The sequence below is a fragment of the Leifsonia stereocauli genome, assembly GCF_038432415.1.
GTDB classification, from domain to species: domain Bacteria; phylum Actinomycetota; class Actinomycetes; order Actinomycetales; family Microbacteriaceae; genus Orlajensenia; species Orlajensenia stereocauli.
The window spans coordinates 1105821-1124876 of record NZ_JBCAUN010000001.1; the positions used below are offsets into that span (position 1 = coordinate 1105821).

Genomic DNA, 19056 nt, shown 5'->3' on the forward strand with positions numbered 1-19056 from the left:
CGAGCTGGGGGGCTTCACCCTTCCCCCACGTGCAAGGACCTCGATGCGCAGCGCTCCCGCCTCGGTTCGGATGAACCGGCGTCTTCTCACCCTGTTGGCCGCCGCGAGCGGCGCCACCCTCCTGCTCTCCGGCTGCACGGCCGCTGCCCCCGAGGCGGCGTCCACTCCGACCGCCGGCGGCACCCTCGTGTACGCGAGCGGGGATGCTGAACCCGACTGCCTCGACCCGCACGTCGGAGGCAACTACCCGCAGGCCCTGGTCGCCGGCCAGTTCCTCGAGTCGCTCGTGTCGCTCGACGATGACGGCGCCATCATCCCGTGGCTCGCCACGGAATGGACGGCATCCGACGACGGACTCACCTGGGACTTCACGCTTCGCGACGACGTCGCCTTCACCGACGGCACCCCGCTGAACGCCGAGGCGGTCAAGGTCAACGTCGAGCACCTCAAGGATCCGGACACCCAGTCGTCGACGGGCTATCTCGCCCTGGGCAAGGTCGAATCGGTCGAGGTCGTCGACGACACCAGGGCCCGCTTCCACCTCAGCACGCCCGACAGTGCGCTGCTCGAATCCCTCGCCCAGCCCTGGGTCGCGATCGAGTCGCCGGCCGGTATCGCCCGTGGCATGGACGAGAACTGCCTCGCCCCCATCGGCACCGGTCCGTTCGTGGTCGAGGAGTGGGTGCAGCAGGATCACCTCACCCTGATGCGCAACGACGACTACGACTCCGCCCCGGCCGACGCCGCCCACGAAGGTGCTCCCTACCTCGAGGGCATCGAGTGGCGCTTCATCCCCGACTCGGCATCGCGCTACGCCGCCCTGCAGTCGGGTGAGGTCGACGTGATCGACAACGCCCAGCCCGACACGATCGCCCAGGCCACGAAGAACGGCTCCCTCGTCGAGATCGACGCCCCCAGACCCGGGGCCTCCAACCGCATCGAGCTCAACTCCTCGCGGGCGCCGTTCGACGACGTGCGCGTGCGGGAGGCGTTCATCCGCGCGGCCGACGTGAACGACGGCATCGACTCGCTGTTCTTCGGCACGGCCACGCGGTCCTACTCCGTGCTCTCCAGCGTCGAGCCCCTCGGATACTCCGACGAGAAGCTCTTCACGACGGACCTCGACGCGGCGAACAGCCTGCTCGACGACGCCGGCTGGACCACGCGCGACTCCGACGGCTACCGCACGAAGGACGGCAAGCGACTGACCCTGCGCTTCCCGGTGTCGACCAACCAGTCCATCCCGGCCGAGCAGTCGCTGTTCGAGCAGATCCAGGCGACCGCCAAGGAGGCCGGCTTCGAGGTCGTCATCTCGCCGCTCGACATCTCGGGCTGGTACGGCGCCCTGTTCTCGGACTCCTACGAACTCGTGAGCGCCCCGTACACGAAGATCGGCCCCGACGTGCTGCGCACGCTCTACGACTCCGCGGGAATCACCCCGGCGCCGAGCGGGTACTTCGCCAACCTCGCCCAGCTGAACGACCCCGAGCTCGACGAGCTGCTCCGCTCCGCTGCGAGCACGAGCGACACCGACGAGCGTGCCTCGCTCTACGAGCAGGCGCAGAAGATCATCCTGGGCGGCTTCTACGCCCTCCCGCTCTACGACCAGCAGAACCACTTCCTGCTGAGCACGAGCGTGAAGGGTGCACGGGCGATGCCCACGGTGTCGACGCCGACCTTCGCCGACGCCTGGCTCGCCGAGTAGTCGATGGGAAGCGCCGTCCGCCGCACGCTGGGGCGCCTCGCCGGCGCGCTGTTCGTGCTGTGGGCTGTCGCGACCCTCACGTTCTTCGCGATCCACCTGGTTCCGGGTGACCCGGCACAGGCCATCCTCGGCGGCCCCGGGTCCCAGGCATCTCAGGAGGCCCTCGACAGGGTGCGCGCCGACTACGGGCTCGACCAGCCGCTTCTCGTGCAGTACTTCGCCATGCTCGGTCGACTGGTCACGGGGAACCTCGGGGACTCCTATGCGCTGCGGATGCCCGTCGCCGAACTGATCGGAGGCCAGCTGGCCGGCACCGTGGTGCTGGCACTGCTGGCTCTCCTCGTCGCCTGGCTGCTCGCGATCGGTCTCGCCCTCTGGTCGACGGGACCCGGGCGTGCCAGCCGTGCCGTCGCCCAGGGAGTCGAACTCACGGCGGCCTCGCTGCCGCAGTTCTGGCTGGCGACGGTGCTCATCGCCGTCTTCAGCACGGCGCTCGGCTGGCTGCCTGCGGTGTCGACCGGAACCCCGACGGGGATCGTGCTGCCCGTGGTCACGCTGGCGGTCCCGCTCGCCGGGTTCCTCGCCCAACTCATGCGCGAGCACCTTCTCATCGCGCTCGAACAGCCGTTCGCCCTGTCGGCGCGGGCCAGGGGCGAGTCGGCCACTGGGATCCGGCTGCGGCATGCCCTGCGCCATGCGGCCCTGCCCGGCATCAACCTGTCGGGCTGGGCTGTCGGCTACCTCATCTCGGGAGCCGTCGTGGTCGAGACGATCTTCGCTCGTCCGGGCCTCGGCCGCACCCTGCTGCGCGCCGTGGAACTGCGTGACGTCCCGGTCGTGCTGGGGGTGGTTCTGCTGGTCGCCCTCGTCTACGTGGTGATGACCTTCGTGACGGATGCGCTCTCGCGCGTCGCGGACCCGCGGCTGCGTCAGGAGGCGCGTCCATGAGCGAGCTCGAGGTGCGCAGCACCGTCACCGTCGAGGCCGCCGCCCGTCCGCTCCCCCGGTTCGGAACCGTGCTGGCCGGCCTGTTCGTCGTGTTCCTGGCCGTCGCCGTGATCTGGCCCGGCCTGATCACCCCCTACGGCCCCGACGCCATCGCACCCCGCGACGCCTTCCAGCCGCCGTCGGCCGAGCACTGGTTCGGCACGGATGAATCCGGGCGCGACATCTACAGCCGGGTGATCTGGGGCACGGCGACCTCACTGCTCATCGGCGTCACGGCGACGGCCATCGGCCTGTCCCTCGGGCTGCTGCTCGGTGCCATCGGCGGTCTGGGCGGCCGTGCCCTCGACTTCGCCGTCGGCCGGGTGAACGAGGTGCTGTTCGCCTTTCCCGGACTGCTCCTCGCCCTGCTCGTCATCGTGCTGTACGGCCCCGGCCCCGTGACGGCCACGATTGCGGTCGGCCTGTCGACGGCCCCGGGTTACGCGAGGATCATCCAGGGCGAGCTGCGCGGCATCCGTTCCTCGGGCTTCGTCGAGGCCGCCAGGGTGCTCGGCCACAGCTCATCCGGGATCATCCGTCGGCACATCCTGCCCAACGCCCTCGCACCGATCGCCGTGCTCGCGACGCTGGGTGTCGGTCAGGCCATCGTGTGGGCCTCGGCGCTCAGCTACCTGGGCCTCGGAGCGCAGCCGCCTGCGCCGGAATGGGGCGCCATGCTGTCGGCCGGGCGCACCTACATCACGACGGCCTGGTGGATGACGGTCTTCCCCGGCCTCATGATCGTGCTCACGACCATCGCCACGACCGTGCTCGGTCGAGCCATCACCAGTCGACGAGGGGGCGCGCGATGACCGGCGTCGCTGTTCCCCCGGCGCCCGTGCTCGACGTCCAAGGGCTGGGGGTCTCCTTCGGGACCGGTCGTGCGCGCCGCGCCGTCGTGCAGGGCCTCGACCTGCGCATCGAGGCCGGGCAGTGCGTCGCGATCGTCGGCGAGTCCGGCTCCGGCAAGTCGGTCACGGCACGCAGCCTGCTCGGCCTCGCCGGGGCCGACGCAGCCGTGCGTGCCGATCGACTCGACGTCGGCGGGTCCGGCATGCTGGGAGCCGGTGAGCGGGAGTGGCGGCGCCTGCGCGGGGTGGGCGTCGGACTCGTGCTGCAGGACGCGCTGGTCTCTCTCGATCCCCTGCGCACCATCGGCCGTGAGATCGGAGACTCCCTGCGCCTGCATCGACGGATGCCGCCGGCCGCCGCCCGCGCCAGGGTGCTCGAGCTGCTCGAGCTCGTCGGCATGCCGGACCCGGCCCGAGCGATCGACCGCCGGTCGGGCGAGCTCTCGGGAGGAATGCGGCAGCGAGCCCTGATCGCGTCGGCCATCGCCCTCGATCCCCCGCTCCTCATCGCCGACGAACCGACGACGGCCCTCGACGTCGGGGTGCAGGCCCGGGTGCTGGCGCTGCTCGCCGAGGCTCGCGACCGCGGCACGGGCATCCTGCTGATCAGTCACGACCTGGCCGTGGTCTCCGCCCTCGCCGACAGGATCATCGTGATCGACGACGGCGTCGTGGTCGAGGAGGGACCGACGACGGATGTCATCACCAACCCGCGGCATCCGACCACCAGAGCCCTCGTCGCCGCGGTGCCGACCGAGGTTCCGCGGGGCCACCCGCTCACGCTCATCGGCCGCACCGACCCTCCGGTGGGCCTGAGTGCCACCCCATCGGCGCCGCAGGAGATCGTGCTCGAGTGCCGATCACTGACCAAGACCTTCTCCATGCGAGACACCAGCACCCTGGCCGTCGACGACGTGTCGTTCGCCCTCGAACGCGGACGCACCCTCGGGCTCGTCGGCGAATCCGGATCGGGCAAGACCACTGTGGCGCGCCTGATGCTCGCTCTCGCCGCCCCAGACAGCGGCGACGTGCTGCTCGGAGGCTCGGCGTGGTCGAGCCTCACCGAACGGGAACGGCGTCCTCTGCGGCCGCGCATCGGCGCGATCTACCAGGACGCCCTCGGCTCCTTCGACCCTCGCTGGACTGTCGAGCGCATCCTGCGCGACGCCATCGGCCCCCCTGCCACGGGTACGGAGGTCATCGAGCTGCTCGAGCAGGTTCGGCTGGCACCGGATGTCGCCACCCGGCATCCGCTCACCCTTTCGGGAGGCCAGCGCCAGCGGGTCTCGATCGCACGCGCCATCGCTGAGGCGCCCGAGATTCTGGTGTGCGACGAACCCGTCTCCGCCCTCGACACCACGGTCCAGGCCAGGGTGCTCGATCTGCTCGACGAGCTGCAGCGCGAGCGCGGGCTGTCGCTGCTGTTCATCTCGCACGACCTCGGCGTCGTTCGCCACATGAGCGACACCGTCGCCGTGATGCGAGACGGACGCATCGTGGAGCACGGCGACGCCGAGAGGGTGTTCACCGACCCGCAGCACGAGTACACCCGGTCGTTGATCGCGGATGCGCCCCGACTGCGCTCGCTGGGCTGAGCCATCCGGTGCCGGTAAGCTCTCTGGAGACTAATCAGGCACTTCACCACTGACACGGTGCCGTCCATACCGATCGGAGCATCATCATGTCCGCTGCCATTCCCGACAAGCCGGCCCTCGAGGGGCTCGAGTCCAAGTGGGGAGCAGCGTGGGAAGCCGACGGTACCCACCGCTTCGACCGTGAGCGCGCCACGCGCGACAACATCTACTCGATCGACACCCCGCCGCCGACGGCGTCAGGGTCGCTGCACATCGGCCACGTGTTCTCGTACACCCACACCGACGTGATCGCCCGCTTCCAGCGCATGCGTGGCCGTAGCGTCTTCTACCCGATGGGCTGGGACGACAACGGCCTGCCGACCGAGCGCCGCGTCCAGAACTACTACGGCGTGCGCTGCGACCCGTCGTTGCCCTACGAGGCGGACTTCACTCCGCCGTTCGAGGGCGGCGACGGCAAGAGCACGAAGGCCGCAGACCAGAAGCCCGTGAGCCGACGCAACTTCATCGAGCTCTGCGAGCAGCTCACCCGCGAGGACGAGGTGCAGTTCGAGAAGCTCTGGCGCGACCTCGGCCTCTCGGTCGACTGGACCCAGACCTACCGGACCATCGGCGAGGAGGCGCTGTTCACCTCGCAGCTCGCCTTCATCCGCAACGTCGAGCGCGGCGAGGCCTACCAGGCCATGGCGCCCACGCTGTGGGACGTCACCTTCCGCACCGCCGTCGCCCAGGCCGAGCTCGAGGACCGCGAGCAGCCCGCCGCGTACCACCGGGTCGCGTTCCACAAGCCCGACGGTGGAACCATCGAGATCGAGACCACCCGGCCCGAGCTCCTCCCCGCCTGCGTCGCCCTCGTGGCGCACCCCGACGACGAGCGCTACAAGCCCTACTTCGGCACGACCGTCACGACACCGGTCTTCGGCGTCGAGGTTCCCGTGCTGGCCCACCACCTCGCCCAGAAGGACAAGGGATCGGGCATCGCCATGATCTGCACCTTCGGCGACGTGACCGACGTTGTCTGGTGGCGCGAACTCGACCTGCCGAACCGCGCCATCATGGGCTTCGACGGCCGCATCATCTCCGAGGCTCCCGACGTCATCACGAGCGAGGCCGGCCTCGCCGCCTACGCCGAGCTCGCCGGCAAGACCGTCTTCTCGGCCAAGCAGGCCATGGTCGACCTGCTGCGCACCTCGGGCGAGCTCATCGGGGAGCCCAAGAAGATCACGCACCCGGTCAAGTTCTTCGAGAAGGGCGACAAGCCGCTCGAGGTCGTCTCGACCCGCCAGTGGTACATCTCCAACGGCGCCCGCGATGAGGCGCTGCGCGCCAAGCTGCTCGAAAGCGGTCGCGAGCTCGCCTGGCACCCCGACTTCATGCGCGTGCGCTACGAGAACTGGGTCGGCGGCCTCACCGGCGACTGGCTCATCTCGCGCCAGCGCTTCTTCGGTGTTCCCATCCCCGTCTGGTACCCGCTCGACGCAGACGGCAACCCCGTCTTCGACCAGCCGATCGTCGCCACCCAGGACCTCCTGCCGGTCGACCCGTCGTCGGATGCCGCTCCCGGCTACGACGAGGCCCAGCGCGGTGAGGCCGGCGGCTTCGTCGGCGAGCACGACGTGATGGACACCTGGGCGACATCGTCTCTCACCCCGCAGTTGGCCGGCGGCTGGGAGCGCGACCCCGAACTGTTCGAGCTGGTGTTCCCGTTCTCGCTGCGTCCGCAGGGCCAGGACATCATCCGCACCTGGCTCTTCTCCACGATGCTGCGAGCCGAGCTCGAGCACGGTGAGCGCCCGTGGAACCACACGACGCTCTCGGGCTTCATCGTCGACCCCGACCGCAAGAAGATGTCGAAGTCGAAGGGCAACGTCGTCACCCCCGCCGACATCCTCGAGACCCACGGTTCGGATGCCGTGCGCTACTGGGCTGCATCCTCGCGTCTCGGCACCGACGCCGCCTTCGATCCGCAGAACCCCACGCAGATCAAGATCGGCCGCCGTCTCGCCATCAAGCTCCTGAACGCGGCCAAGTTCATCCATGGTGCGGGCACCGCCGGCGGCCCCGCGGTCACCAACGCAGTCGACCTCAGCATGCTCGCCTCCCTCTCCGAGGTCGTGCACCAGGCCACGATCGCCCTCGACAACTACGACCACGCTCGCGCGCTCGAGGTCACAGAGGCGTTCTTCTGGACCTTCTGCGACGACTACCTCGAGCTGGTCAAGGAACGTGCCTACGGTGGGGAGGATGCCGAGAAGGAGTCGGCCGTCGCCGCGCTGCACACCGCGCTCTCGGTGTTCCTCCGCCTCTTCGCCCCCTTCGTGCCGTTCGCGACCGAAGAGGCGTGGTCCTGGTCGAGTGACGGCTCGGTGCACGTCGCGGCCTGGCCGAACGAGACCGAGATCCCCGGAGCCGAGGACGGAGTGACAGCCGTACTCGACCTCGCCAGCCGTGCACTCACGGCCATCCGCCGGGCCAAGACCGACGCGAAGGTTTCTCAGCGCACACCAGTGATTTCTGCTGTAATTGCGGGAACAGGAGAACAGGTCGCACTGCTTCGGCAGGCAGCCTCGGACCTCGCCGCGGTTGGACGCATTGCGGTGCTCGACTTCGCTGAAGCCGATGAACTCGCCGTCACCGACATCGTCCTCGAGACGGTGCCGGAAAGTTAGGAGCATACGAATGACTGTTCAGGTTCGCCCCATCGTGGATCGCGACTTCTTCGACTGGCTCGGACTGTGGGAGGGCTACAGCGCCTTCTACGAGTCCGAGGTCACAGACACCAAGGCCCTCATCGTCTGGTCCTGGCTCACTGACAAGGCTCACGAGCTCTCGGGCTACGTGGCCGAGGACGACGGCAAGCTCGTCGGGTTCGCCCATGTTCGCGAGTATCCGCGCACCCTCGAAGCCGACCGCGCCATCTTCCTCGACGACCTGTTCGTCGCGGAGGAGGCCCGCTCCCACGGCGTCGGCGGCGCACTGATCGAGGAGGCGAAGCGCATCGCACGCGAGCGCAACGCCGGTGCCGTCACGTGGATCACAGCTGCTGACAACGAGACCGCCCAGCGGCTCTACGACAACGCAGGAACCCGCACGTCCTGGGTCACCTACGAGACCGAGGTGTGACCATGCAACTCGGCACCCGCTGGCCGTTCCGTGGCACGGACCGCCCGGCCAACCTGCCCGAGGTCGTCGGGTTCGCCCTCGACGCCGTCGAGACCGACGACGAGATCACTCCGGATGCCGGAGCCGACTGGCGCTGGACCCTCACCTGGCTCGAGGGCAAGCCGGTGATCGAGCTCGACGACGGCACGGTCATCCGCTACGTCGCCGAAGACGACTCGGCCCAGATCGTGCTGCCTGCAAAGTCCGTCGACGACGAGGACGACTGGTAGCGAGCCCTCACTCCGGCTTACGGGCGAGCACCTCACCGTGCGGCATCTGCATCCAGCCGTCGGCGTCGAGCTTCCACTCACGCCACGCCGAACTGATCGCACGCAGTTCCTCGAGGTCTGCCATCCCGGCCTCGATGGCATGCGCGGCGAAGGCGGACTCGGTGGCGCGCACGGCCCACGATTCGCCCCACCACTCGCGTTCGGCATCCGAGGCGAAGCACCACACTGAAGCCGTGCACTCGAGGTCGGCGAAACCGGCGGCGCGCACCCACGACTTGAGCATGCGCGCGGCATCGGGCTCTCCCCCGTTGTAGCGTGCGACGTCGTGGTAGACGCTCAGCCACTCGGTGAGCCCGGGAAGGGCGGGGAACCAGGTGACTCCCCCGTAGTCGACGTCACGGACCGCGAGCAGGCCACCGGGCTTCAGCACGCGCAGCGCCTCACTCAGTGCGTCGACCGGCCGCACGAGGTGCTGGAGCGTCTGATGAGCGTGCACGACATCGAAGGTGCCATCGTCGAACGGCAGTGCGTAGGCGTCGGCCACGAGGAAGTCGGCGTTGGCGAGGGCGTTGTCGATACCGAGGCCCCGTGCCTGCGCGACGATCTCGGGGGCGACGTCGACGCCGACCACCCGGCCCGGGCTGACGCGTCGGGCGATGTCGACGGTGATCGTGCCCGGCCCGCAACCGAGGTCGAGCACCGCGAGGCCAGGCACGAGGTGAGGTGCCAGGTACGCGGCCGAGTTCTCGACGGTGCGCCACGTGTGAGAGCGCAGCACGCTCTCATGGTGACCGTGGGTGTACTGATCGCGCGGGGCGATCTCCTTCTCCTGCGGATCCGTGCTCATACGCCGAGCCTAGCGAGCGCCCGCGCGTCCAGTGCGCCGCACGCGGAACGGCCCGCCCTCACGAGGAGGACGGGCCGTTCGAGTCGACGAGGTGTCGTCGACGAGGTCTAGATCGCGAAGCCGAGCGCGCGCATCATGTCGCGTCCGTCGTCGGTGATCCGCTCGGGACCCCACGGCGGCATCCACACCCAGTTGATGCGGAAGGCCTCGACGATGCCGTCGAGAGACTGCGCGGTCTGCTCCTCGAGCACGTCGGTGAGGGGGCATCCGGCGCTCGTCAGGGTCATGTGGATGACGAGGGCATTGTTCTCGTCATCCCAGCCGAGGTCGTAGATCAGGCCGAGGTCCACGACGTTGATGCCGAGCTCGGGGTCCATGACCTCCTTGAGCGCCTCTTCGACCTGATCGAAGAGTGCGGGTTCGAGTGTCGTGACCATGGGATCAGCCTACGCCGTCACGCCGGTGAGGAAACGGTCGTATCCCTCGTCCTCGAGGCGGTTCGCCAGCTCACGGCCGCCCTGCTCGGCGACACGGCCGTTGACGAACACGTGCACGAAGTCGGGCTCGATGTAGCGGAGGATGCGGGTGTAGTGCGTGATCAGCAGGATGCCGAGACCGGTGTTGGCCTTCGCGCGGTTGACGCCCTCCGACACGATCTTCAGCGCGTCGACGTCGAGGCCGGAGTCGGTCTCGTCGAGAACGGCGAACTTCGGCTTCAGGAGCTCGAGCTGCAGGATCTCGTTGCGCTTCTTCTCGCCGCCGGAGAAGCCCTCGTTGACGTTGCGCTCGGCGAAGGAGTTGTCCATGCGGAGGTTGCCCATGGCCTCGCGCACGTCCTTGACCCACGTGCGGATGGCCGGAGCCTCGCCGTCGATCGCGGTCTTCGCGGTGCGGAGGAAGTTGGTGTTGGTCACACCGGGGATCTCGACCGGGTACTGCATCGCGAGGAAGAGTCCGGCGCGAGCACGCTCGTCGACGGTCATGTCGAGCACCTCGGCGCCGTCGAACACCACCGATCCGCCCTCGACGTGGTACTTGGGGTGACCGGCGATCGTGTACGCGAGGGTCGACTTTCCCGAGCCGTTGGGGCCCATGACGGCGTGGATCTCGCCCTCGTTGATGGTGAGGTCGACACCCTTCAGGATGTGCTTGGTTCCCTGGTCGGTCTCGACGCTGACGCGGAGGTCCTTGATCTCAAGAACTGACATTGCTCTTCTGTGTCTCTTTCATTCCGTCGGCACACGCGGTGCCGAAGACTGTGGCGCGGTTCAGACCGCGACTGTGATGGTGGGGTCGATGTAGATGTCGCCGTCGCGGATCTCGACCTGGTACACGGGTACCGGGTCGTAGGCCGGAAGCGACAGCGGCTTGCCCGTGCGCAGCGAGAACTTCGAGCCGTGCGCCCAGCATTCGAGCGTGTCCTCCTCGACGAAACCCTCCGACAGTGAGATGTCACCGTGGGTGCAGGTGTCGCCGATGGCGAACACGGCGCCCGAGTCGTCCTTCACGACGGCCATCGCGACGCCGTCGATGTCGACCTTGACGGCCTGGTTCGCCTCGAGCTCGTCGACGGCGCAGATGCGCTGGGCGCTCACGATGCCAGCACCGTTCCGACCAGTTCGGTCTCGAGCGATTCCTGCAGGCGTGTCTCGAGCTCGGCGTCGCCGATCTGCTGCACGATCTCGGTGAGGAAGCCGCGCACGACGAGGCGACGTGCCTCGTCCTCGGTGATGCCGCGACTCATGAGGTAGAAGAGCTGCTCGTCGTCGAAGCGCCCCGTGGCACTGGCGTGTCCGGCGCCGGCGATGTCGCCGGTCTCGATCTCGAGGTTCGGCACCGAGTCTGCGCGGGTGCCGTCTGTCAGCACCAGGTTGCGGTTCTGCTCGTAGCTGTCGGTGCCGGTGGCCTTGTTGCCGATGAGCACGTCGCCGATCCAGACGGAGCGGGCTCCCTGCCCCTGCAGAGCACCCTTGTAGGTCACTCGCGAGCGGGTGTTCGGCGCATCGTGGTTGACGTAGACCTGCTGCTCGAGGTGCTGTCCGGCATCGGAGAAGTACAGGCCGAACGCCTCGACGTCTGCTCCCTGCTCGGCGAGGAGCGTCGTGGGGTTGACCCTCACGATCGACCCGCCGAGCGAGACGACGATGTGCTTGAGCTTGGCGTCGCGGCCGACACGCGAGAAGTGCGTTGCGGTGTGGATGGCGTCATCCGCCCATTCCTGCACCGTCACGACCGAGAGCTGGGCGCCCTCGCCGACCACGATCTCGACGTTCTCCGCGAGGCGGGCCTCTCCGGTGTTCTGCAGCACGACGAGCGCTCGGCTGAACGGAGCGGCCTCGATCACAGTGTGCGCCGCGCGCGGGCCGGAGCCGAGTGCGCCGCGGTTCAGCGTGAACGTCTTCGACTCCTCGCCCGTCACCGAGATGACCAGGGCCTGCTCGAAGCTGGTCCATGCGTTCGCTGATGCGCGCTCCTCGGGGATGCCGGCAGAGCCGATCCTGGCGTCATCGCGGGAGACCCACGCTGCGCTCACGCCGTCGACGCTTGTCGCCGTGTAGTCGTAGCGCGAACCGTCGAGGTCGCCGGCTGTGAGGTCGGTGAGCTTCGCGACGGGCGAGTAGCGCCACTCGACCTCGCGACCGGTGACGGCTGCGAAGTCGGCGACGTCAGTCGACTTGGGTCGAGCGGAGCGGGTCTGGACCGGAACCTTGTTGGCCCAGTCGCCGTCGCTGTGCTTCTTGAGACCGTGCTGCTCGAAAGTGGGAACGGTGGGTGCGTTGGTTACGGCACTCATCTAGCCTACGAGTCCTTTCGACGTGAGGAGAATGGTCATCCGACAGAGCCTTCCATGCCCATTTCGATGAGCTTGTTGAGTTCGAGCGCGTACTCCATGGGCAGCTCGCGGGCGATCGGCTCGATGAAGCCGCGCACGATCATGGCCATGGCCTCGTCTTCGGGCATACCGCGGCTCATGAGGTAGAACAGCTGCTCCTCGGAGACCCGCGAGACCGTGGCCTCGTGCCCGAGCTGTACGTCGTCGACACGGATGTCGATGGCCGGGTAGGTGTCGGAGCGGGAGATGGTGTCGACCAGGAGGGCGTCGCAGCGCACGGTGTTGGCGGAGTGGTGCGCGTTGGCATCCACCCGCACCTCGCCGCGGTAGCCGGCGCGGCCGCCGCCCCGGGCGATCGACTTCGAGACGATCGAGCTCTGCGTGTGCGGAGCCATGTGGATCATCTTGGCGCCGGCGTCCTGGTGCTGGCCGGGGCCGGCGAAGGCCACCGAGAGGGTCTCGCCCTTGGCGTGCTCGCCCATGAGGTAGATCGACGGGTACTTCATCGTCACCTTCGAGCCGATGTTGCCGTCGATCCACTCCATCGTCGCGCCTTCACCGGCGGTGGCGCGCTTGGTGACGAGGTTGTAGACGTTGTTCGACCAGTTCTGGATCGTCGTGTAGCGAACGCGGGCGTTCTTCTTCACGATGATCTCGACCACGGCGGAGTGCAGCGAGTCGCTCTTGTAGATCGGGGCCGTGCAGCCCTCGATGTAGTGGACGTAGCTGCCCTCGTCGGCGATGATCAACGTGCGCTCGAACTGGCCCATGTTCTCGGTGTTGATGCGGAAGTAGGCCTGCAGGGGGATCTCGACGTGCACTCCCGGCGGCACGTACACGAACGATCCACCCGACCACACGGCAGTGTTCAGAGCGGCGAACTTGTTGTCGCCCGACGGGATGACGGTGCCGAAGTACTCGTCGAAGAACTCGGGGTGCTCCTTGAGAGCCGTATCGGTGTCCATGAAGATGACACCCTGAGCCTCGAGCTCCTCGTTGATCTGGTGGTACACCACCTCGGACTCGTACTGGGCGGCGACGCCCGAGACGAGGCGCTGGCGCTCGGCCTCGGGGATGCCGAGCTTCTCGTAGGTGCTCTTGATGTCGTCGGGCAGGTCTTCCCAGGTCTGGGCCTGCTTCTCGGTCGACCGCACGAAGTACTTGATGTTGTCGAAGTCGATCTCCGACAGGTCGGCACCCCAGGTGGGCATCGGCTTGCGTTCGAAGAGCTGGAGCGCCTTCAGGCGCCGCTGCAGCATCCAATCGGGCTCCTGCTTCAGAGCCGAGATGTCGCGAACCACCTCCGGCGAGATCCCACGCCGGGCGGATGCGCCTGCAGCGTCGGAATCCGACCAGCCGAACTCGTAGGTACCGAGCCCTTCCAGTTCGGGGCGGTCGATGAGAACGTCCGACATGTCTCCCTCTTTCCTACCCATGACGACCGGCTATCAATCCGGCTCATTCCCCTTCCGCGTATGTGGATACGAACGGTCACGAGGTCTGATTTGTGCGGGGCAGCTTCTGTGCGTACCTAGAATTGTCGAAGGAACCGAAAGAGCGTGTGCCGACTGATTGACACCGGTGACACGCGGTTCTCCAACCAATTGATTCTACAGGCACCCGCGGTGACGTTGCAGCGGCACCGCCCGTGAGTCTGCCGTACGAAGAACAGGACCTCCCCGACGTGTCGCGATTTCTGAACTGGCTCCCCACGCAGATCGATCGCCGTGTGTGCGTCTTCGCCTGGCTCTCGCTGGTCGCCCAGATCGTGCTCATCGGCACGGGCGGGCTGGTCCGCCTGACGGCATCCGGGCTCGGATGCCCCACGTGGCCCACCTGCACCGCGGACTCCCTCGTGAACACTCCCGAGATGGGCATCCACGGGGTGATCGAGTTCGGCAACCGCCTCATGACCTTCGTCCTCGTCTTCATCGCGATCGCGATGTTCCTGCTCGTCATCCGCATGCGCGCCGAACGCCGCGACCTCTTCCGGCTCTCGCTGTTCATCGGCCTCGGCATCCCGGCCCAGGGAGTCATCGGCGGCCTCAGCGTGCTGACCGGCCTCAACCCCTACGTCGTCGGCCTGCACTTCGTGGTCTCGATCGTTCTCGTCTGCCTCGCCACGGCCCTGGTGCACAGGGTCTACGCCGCACCGGGCGCCCGTGTCCTCGCCGTACCGCGTTGGTACGCGGTCATCGCGCACGTCACGAGCGCCGTCGTCGCGATCACGATCGTGGTCGGCATCATCACCACGGGGTCGGGCCCGCACGCCGGTGACGCGGACGCCCCGCGCAACGGACTCGACCCGGAGGTGCTGCAGCACGTGCACTCCTGGCCCGCCTACGCGACGCTGGCGCTCACTGTGGCCATGCTCCTCGCCGTGCTGGTGGCGAAGATCCCCGGCGGCGGGACCGTGCTCCTCCTGCTCGCCGTCGAGCTCGCGCAGGTCGTCGTCGGCCTGATCCAGGCGCGCACCGGGCTTCCGCCCTTCCTCGTCGGTCTGCACATGGTGCTGGCCGCCTGCCTCGCCGCAGCCATGACGAACGTGGTGCTCTCCCTACGTCGGTCCCAGGCGGCAACGCCGAAGGCGACCGAGCACCGCGACGCTCGCGTGAGCGCATGACAGCGGCGCGTGAGCCCATGTCGCTCACGTCAGAGCGTCGTCTCGCCTCACGACGCGACTGACGCCGCTCTCAGCACGATCGGCGTCGACGGCGCGCCAGCCGTGAATGCGGGCGGTCACGCTCGTAGACTCCCGGCATGACAGCCGGCTCAGTGCCCGCGGACGACAGGCTCGACATCGAGGCGATGGCGAGGCATCAGGCTCGCGCGGCCTGTCGCAGGCTCGCCGACACGCCATACGACAACGGGTTCATGCCGCTGTACGCCGACCTGTACCTCGACTCGCGGCCGTACGCCTCGTTCGCGGTCGTTCCCGACGAGCGAGCCCTCGATGTGCTGCATCACATCACGAAGCACCTGAACGCCGATGCCATCGCCATCACGAGCGACACCTGGATCGCAGTCGGGCTCGACCCCGAGACGCGGGCATCCGCCACGATCGAGTCCAGGTTCGAGGTCGGCGACCCGCGGGTGTCCGAAGCGCTCGCCGTGACTGTCGGCTCACTCGACGACGGCCTGCTCTCGGTGCGCATCCCGTACGCGCGCAGCGTGATGGACGGCCTCGAACTCAGCGAACCCATCATCAGCGGGCTCAGTGGCGACGACGAGTTCCACGGCCCGATCAGCGAGAGCCTCGTCGATGCGCTCAACGGCGCCGAGGATGAGGCTGCGGCATCCGTTCGCGATCGGATCATGGCACCGACGGATGTCGAGGTCGCGATGCTGCTCTTCGACCACGAGGGCTGGGGCGGATTCGACAGCCTCGATCCGGGATGGGCGCGCACCCGCTTCGGGGTGAGCAACGTCGACGAGACGAATCCTCTCGCCCTGCTGCTCGCCGCCGCAGTGATCGACTGATTCCTAGAAGGGCAGCAGCGGGTCGATGCCGATGGCGAGGAACAGCAGCGACAGGTAGGCGATCGACCCGTGGAACACCCGCATCGGCGACACGTCGACGTGACGGATGGCCAGGTCGTAGAGGCGGTGCGACTCGTACAGGAACCAGCCGCCGACCACGAGTGCCACGGCGGAGTAGACGAGCCCCATGCCCGCTACGGGGATGAGCAGCAGCGAACAGGCGACAGTGGCCCACGCGTACAGGATGACCTGGAGGCCGACCTGGGCACGACCGCGCACGACGGCGAGCATCGGCACCCCTGCGGCCTTATAGTCCTCGCGGTACTTCATCGAGAGCGGCCAGTAGTGCGGAGGCGTCCAGAGGAAGATGATCGCGAACAGGATGAACGGCGTCCACGACAGGCTGCCCGTGACGGCGGCCCAGCCGATGAGCACGGGCATGCAGCCGGCCACGCCGCCCCAGACGATGTTCTGCGAGGTGCGGCGCTTGAGGATCAGGCTGTAGAAGACCACGTACAGCAGGATGGCCCCGAGCGAGAGTGCTGCGGCGAGCCAGTTGGTGAAGGCCCAGAGCCAGACGATGGAGGCGATTCCGAGCGCCCACGCGAAGACGAGCGCCTCGCGGTCCGTCAGGTCGCCCGTCACGAGCGGACGGCTCTTCGTGCGCTTCATCAGGCGATCGATGTCGCGGTCGATGTAGCAGTTGAACGCTCCGGCCGACCCGGCGCTCATGGCGCCGCCGACCAGAGTCGCGAGCACGAGCCACAGTGACGGGATGCCGCCCTGCGCGAGGATCATCGTCGGAGCGGTGACGACGAGCAGCAGCTCGACCACGCGCGGCTTCGTCAACGAGATGTACGCGTTCAGCTTGCGTCGGACTCCGATGGAGGACGCGGCGGATCGTGTCTCAAGTGCGACGTTCATTACTCCCCATAATCCGGGAATAGTCGGCCCGGGAATGCTGCCCCCAGTCTAGGCCATCGGCACCCGACGGAGCCCCACCGCCACCTCACAGCGAGGTCGGCCGACTGTGGGGATCATGCAACCGGACTGTAACGGCGCCCTGCCTCTTCGTCCGTAATAGACAAACACCCTGTCTCTATACTGGGAAGGCTCGCCTATCAGCCTGTGCGCTCGGCGCGATCCGCTCTCATACCGGATCGTTCCGTCATGTCAAGGGCTGTGCCAAGGATGACGACGGCGTGCTCCGATAACAACGGGGCCCTGCACTTGCGGTGGCTCCTGACGCATTGAGAAGGGTCAGTTACCAGTGCCAGCTCTGCAATGGGAACCCATCGACGACAAGGCCGTCGACACCGCGCGAATCCTCGCAGCGGACGCGGTCGAGAAGGTGGGCAACGGCCACCCCGGGACGGCCATGAGCCTCGCCCCCGCGGCCTACCTGCTCTTCCAGAAGGTCATGCGCCGTGACCCGTCCGACAACGAATGGATCGGTCGCGACCGCTTCATCCTCTCGGCCGGCCACAGCTCGCTGACCCAGTACGTACAGCTCTACTTCGGCGGCTACGGCCTCGAACTCGACGACCTCAAGGCGCTCCGCACCTGGGGCTCGCTCACCCCCGGCCACCCCGAGTACGGCCACACCGACGGCGTCGAGATCACCACCGGCCCACTCGGACAGGGACTCTCCTCCGCCGTGGGCTTCGCATACGCGCAGCGCTTCGAGCGCGGCCTGTTCGACCCCGACGCCGCAGCGGGCACCAGCCCGTTCGACCACAACATCTACGTCATCGCCGGAGACGGCGACCTCCAGGAGGGCATCACCAGCGAGGCGTCATCGCTCGCCGGCCACCAGGAGCTCGGAAGCCTCGTCGTGATCTACGACAGCAACCAGATCTCCATCGAGGACGACACCAACATCGCCTTCACCGAGGACGTCGCCGCTCGCTACGAGGCCTACCACTGGCACGTGCAGACAGTCGACTGGAAGAAGACCGGCGAGTACGTCGAGGACGTCGCCGAGCTGCACCGCGCGCTCGAGGCCGCCAAGGCCGAGACCGACAAGCCGTCGCTCATCATCCTCAAGACGATCATCGGCTGGCCGAGCCCGAAGAAGCAGAACAGCGGCAAGATCCACGGATCCGCCCTGGGAGCCGAGGAGCTGGCCGCCGTCAAGGAGGTTCTCGGCTTCGACCCCGAGAAGAACTTCGACGTCGCCCCCGAGGTCATCGACCACACCCGTCTCGCCCTCGAGCGCGGTGCGGCCGAGCACGCCGAGTGGCAGGTGTCGTTCGACGCCTGGGCTGCGGCCAACCCCGAGCGCAAGAAGCTCCTCGACCGCGTGCTGACGGGTGAGCTGCCCGACGGCGTCGAGGATGTCCTCCCCGTGTTCGAGGCCGGTGTCGAGGTCTCGACCCGTGCGGCATCCGGCAAAGTCATCAATGCCATCGCCGGCGTCGTGCCCGAGCTGTGGGGCGGATCGGCCGACCTGGCCGAGTCCAACCTCACGACGATCTCGAGCGCAGCGTCGTTCGTGCCCAGTGAGCACTCCACCCACGAGTGGACGGGCAACGAGTACGGCCGCGTACTGCACTTCGGAATCCGCGAGCACGCGATGGGCGCCATCCTGAACGGCATCGTGCTGCACGGCAACACGCGCCCGTTCGGCGGCACCTTCCTCATCTTCAGCGACTACATGCGCCCGGCCGTCCGACTCGCCGCGCTCATGAAGGCGCCGGCGATCTACGTCTGGACGCACGATTCCGTCGCCCTCGGCGAGGACGGCCCCACGCACCAGCCGGTCGAGCAGCTCTCGACACTGCGCGCGATCCCGGGTCTCGACGTGGTGCGCCCCGGCGACGCCAACGAGGTGTCCTACGCCTGGCTCGAGATCCTCAAGCGTCGCCAGGGACCTGCAGGAATCGCCCTGACCCGCCAGAACATCGCCGTGTTCGAGCGCGGCGACGGAGAGGCATCCGGAGACGTCTTCGCCTCGGCGAAGAACACGGCCAAGGGTGCCTACATCCTGGCCGAGGCCGCCAACGGAACGCCCGACGTCATCCTCATCGCCACGGGCTCCGAGGTGCAGCTCGCCGTGCAGGCGCGCGAGACGCTCAAGGCCGAGGGCATCAACGCCCGGGTCGTGTCAGCACCCAGCATCGAGTGGTTCGAGGAGCAGTCGGCCGAGTACCGCGAGTCGGTGCTCCCGGCATCCGTCACAGCCCGCGTCTCCGTCGAGGCCGGCATCTCGATGAGCTGGGACAAGTACGTGGGAGACCGCGGCCGCAGCATCTCGATCGAGCACTTCGGTGCCTCGGCCGACTGGAAGACGCTGTTCCGCGAATTCGGCATCACGGCTGAAGCCGTCGTCGCCGCCGCCAAGGAGTCGCTCGCATCCGCTTGATGCGC

Annotated in this window: 17 protein-coding genes; 10 read left to right on the forward strand and 7 right to left on the reverse strand. The window is 67.8% G+C overall.

Annotation, left to right across the window (positions count from 1 at the left end; translation table 11 throughout):
- Positions 1 to 70: 70 nt before the first annotated feature.
- From AADV74_RS05420 to AADV74_RS05450, 7 genes are all read left to right on the forward strand, one after another.
- The gene (locus tag AADV74_RS05420; protein WP_342112468.1) at positions 71 to 1705 is read left to right on the forward strand and encodes an ABC transporter substrate-binding protein; all 1635 of its coding nucleotides are present in this window, start codon (positions 71 to 73) and stop codon (positions 1703 to 1705) included.
- Between the two features lie 3 nt (positions 1706 to 1708).
- Positions 1709 to 2653 carry an ABC transporter permease gene (locus AADV74_RS05425; protein WP_342112469.1) on the forward strand — a complete coding sequence of 315 codons (945 nt, stop codon included), beginning with the start codon at positions 1709 to 1711 and terminating at the stop codon, positions 2651 to 2653.
- On the forward strand, positions 2650 to 3504 hold the full coding sequence (locus tag AADV74_RS05430; protein ID WP_342112470.1) for an ABC transporter permease: 855 nt from the start codon (positions 2650 to 2652) through the stop codon (positions 3502 to 3504). Before AADV74_RS05425 ends, AADV74_RS05430 begins: the two co-directional genes overlap by 4 nt.
- On the forward strand, positions 3501 to 5138 hold the full coding sequence (locus tag AADV74_RS05435) for an ATP-binding cassette domain-containing protein (protein WP_342112471.1): 1638 nt from the start codon (positions 3501 to 3503) through the stop codon (positions 5136 to 5138). The genes AADV74_RS05430 and AADV74_RS05435 overlap by 4 nt, the downstream gene beginning before the upstream one ends.
- Before the next feature lie 86 nt (positions 5139 to 5224).
- Positions 5225 to 7804 (forward strand): valine--tRNA ligase, encoded by a 2580-nt coding sequence (gene valS / locus AADV74_RS05440; RefSeq protein WP_342112472.1) that lies wholly within the window; start codon positions 5225 to 5227, stop codon positions 7802 to 7804.
- A 10-nt stretch (positions 7805 to 7814) separates the two neighbouring features.
- Positions 7815 to 8258, forward strand: a complete 444-nt coding sequence (locus tag AADV74_RS05445; protein ID WP_342112473.1) for a GNAT family N-acetyltransferase — start codon at positions 7815 to 7817, stop codon at positions 8256 to 8258.
- Between the two features lie 2 nt (positions 8259 to 8260).
- Entirely contained in the window at positions 8261 to 8527 is a 267-nt protein-coding gene (locus AADV74_RS05450) for a hypothetical protein (RefSeq protein WP_342112474.1), read from the forward strand.
- Positions 8528 to 8534: 7 nt separating this feature from the next.
- Here AADV74_RS05450 and AADV74_RS05455 read toward each other — a convergent pair whose 3' ends face one another.
- The 6 genes from AADV74_RS05455 to sufB form a co-directional block, all read right to left on the reverse strand.
- Positions 8535 to 9374, reverse strand: coding sequence for a class I SAM-dependent methyltransferase (locus AADV74_RS05455; protein ID WP_342112475.1), 840 nt, complete (start codon positions 9372 to 9374; stop codon positions 8535 to 8537).
- Between the two features lie 107 nt (positions 9375 to 9481).
- Positions 9482 to 9811, reverse strand: coding sequence for a metal-sulfur cluster assembly factor (locus AADV74_RS05460; RefSeq protein WP_055818324.1), 330 nt, complete (start codon positions 9809 to 9811; stop codon positions 9482 to 9484).
- A 9-nt stretch (positions 9812 to 9820) separates the two neighbouring features.
- Entirely contained in the window at positions 9821 to 10582 is a 762-nt protein-coding gene (gene sufC / locus AADV74_RS05465; protein WP_342112476.1) for a Fe-S cluster assembly ATPase SufC, read from the reverse strand.
- A 60-nt stretch (positions 10583 to 10642) separates the two neighbouring features.
- On the reverse strand, positions 10643 to 10969 hold the full coding sequence (locus AADV74_RS05470) for a non-heme iron oxygenase ferredoxin subunit (protein WP_342112477.1): 327 nt from the start codon (positions 10967 to 10969) through the stop codon (positions 10643 to 10645).
- Positions 10966 to 12168 (reverse strand): Fe-S cluster assembly protein SufD, encoded by a 1203-nt coding sequence (sufD, locus tag AADV74_RS05475; protein WP_342112478.1) that lies wholly within the window; start codon positions 12166 to 12168, stop codon positions 10966 to 10968. The genes AADV74_RS05470 and sufD overlap by 4 nt, the downstream gene beginning before the upstream one ends.
- A 35-nt stretch (positions 12169 to 12203) precedes the next feature.
- Positions 12204 to 13622, reverse strand: a complete 1419-nt coding sequence (sufB, locus tag AADV74_RS05480; protein ID WP_342112479.1) for a Fe-S cluster assembly protein SufB — start codon at positions 13620 to 13622, stop codon at positions 12204 to 12206.
- Between the two features lie 269 nt (positions 13623 to 13891).
- On the opposite strand from sufB, the gene AADV74_RS05485 reads away from it, so the two are divergent.
- The gene (locus AADV74_RS05485) at positions 13892 to 14830 is read left to right on the forward strand and encodes a COX15/CtaA family protein (RefSeq protein ID WP_342112480.1); all 939 of its coding nucleotides are present in this window, start codon (positions 13892 to 13894) and stop codon (positions 14828 to 14830) included.
- A 137-nt stretch (positions 14831 to 14967) separates the two neighbouring features.
- Positions 14968 to 15687: a hypothetical protein gene (locus AADV74_RS05490; RefSeq protein WP_342112481.1), complete on the forward strand. Its 720-nt coding sequence runs from the start codon at positions 14968 to 14970 to the stop codon at positions 15685 to 15687.
- Positions 15688 to 15690: 3 nt separating this feature from the next.
- Here AADV74_RS05490 and AADV74_RS05495 read toward each other — a convergent pair whose 3' ends face one another.
- Positions 15691 to 16611, reverse strand: coding sequence for a heme o synthase (locus AADV74_RS05495; RefSeq protein WP_342112482.1), 921 nt, complete (start codon positions 16609 to 16611; stop codon positions 15691 to 15693).
- Between the two features lie 346 nt (positions 16612 to 16957).
- Between AADV74_RS05495 and tkt the strand changes: the two genes are divergently transcribed.
- Positions 16958 to 19051 carry a transketolase gene (tkt, locus tag AADV74_RS05500; RefSeq protein WP_342112483.1) on the forward strand — a complete coding sequence of 698 codons (2094 nt, stop codon included), beginning with the start codon at positions 16958 to 16960 and terminating at the stop codon, positions 19049 to 19051.
- Positions 19052 to 19056 lie beyond the last annotated feature (5 nt).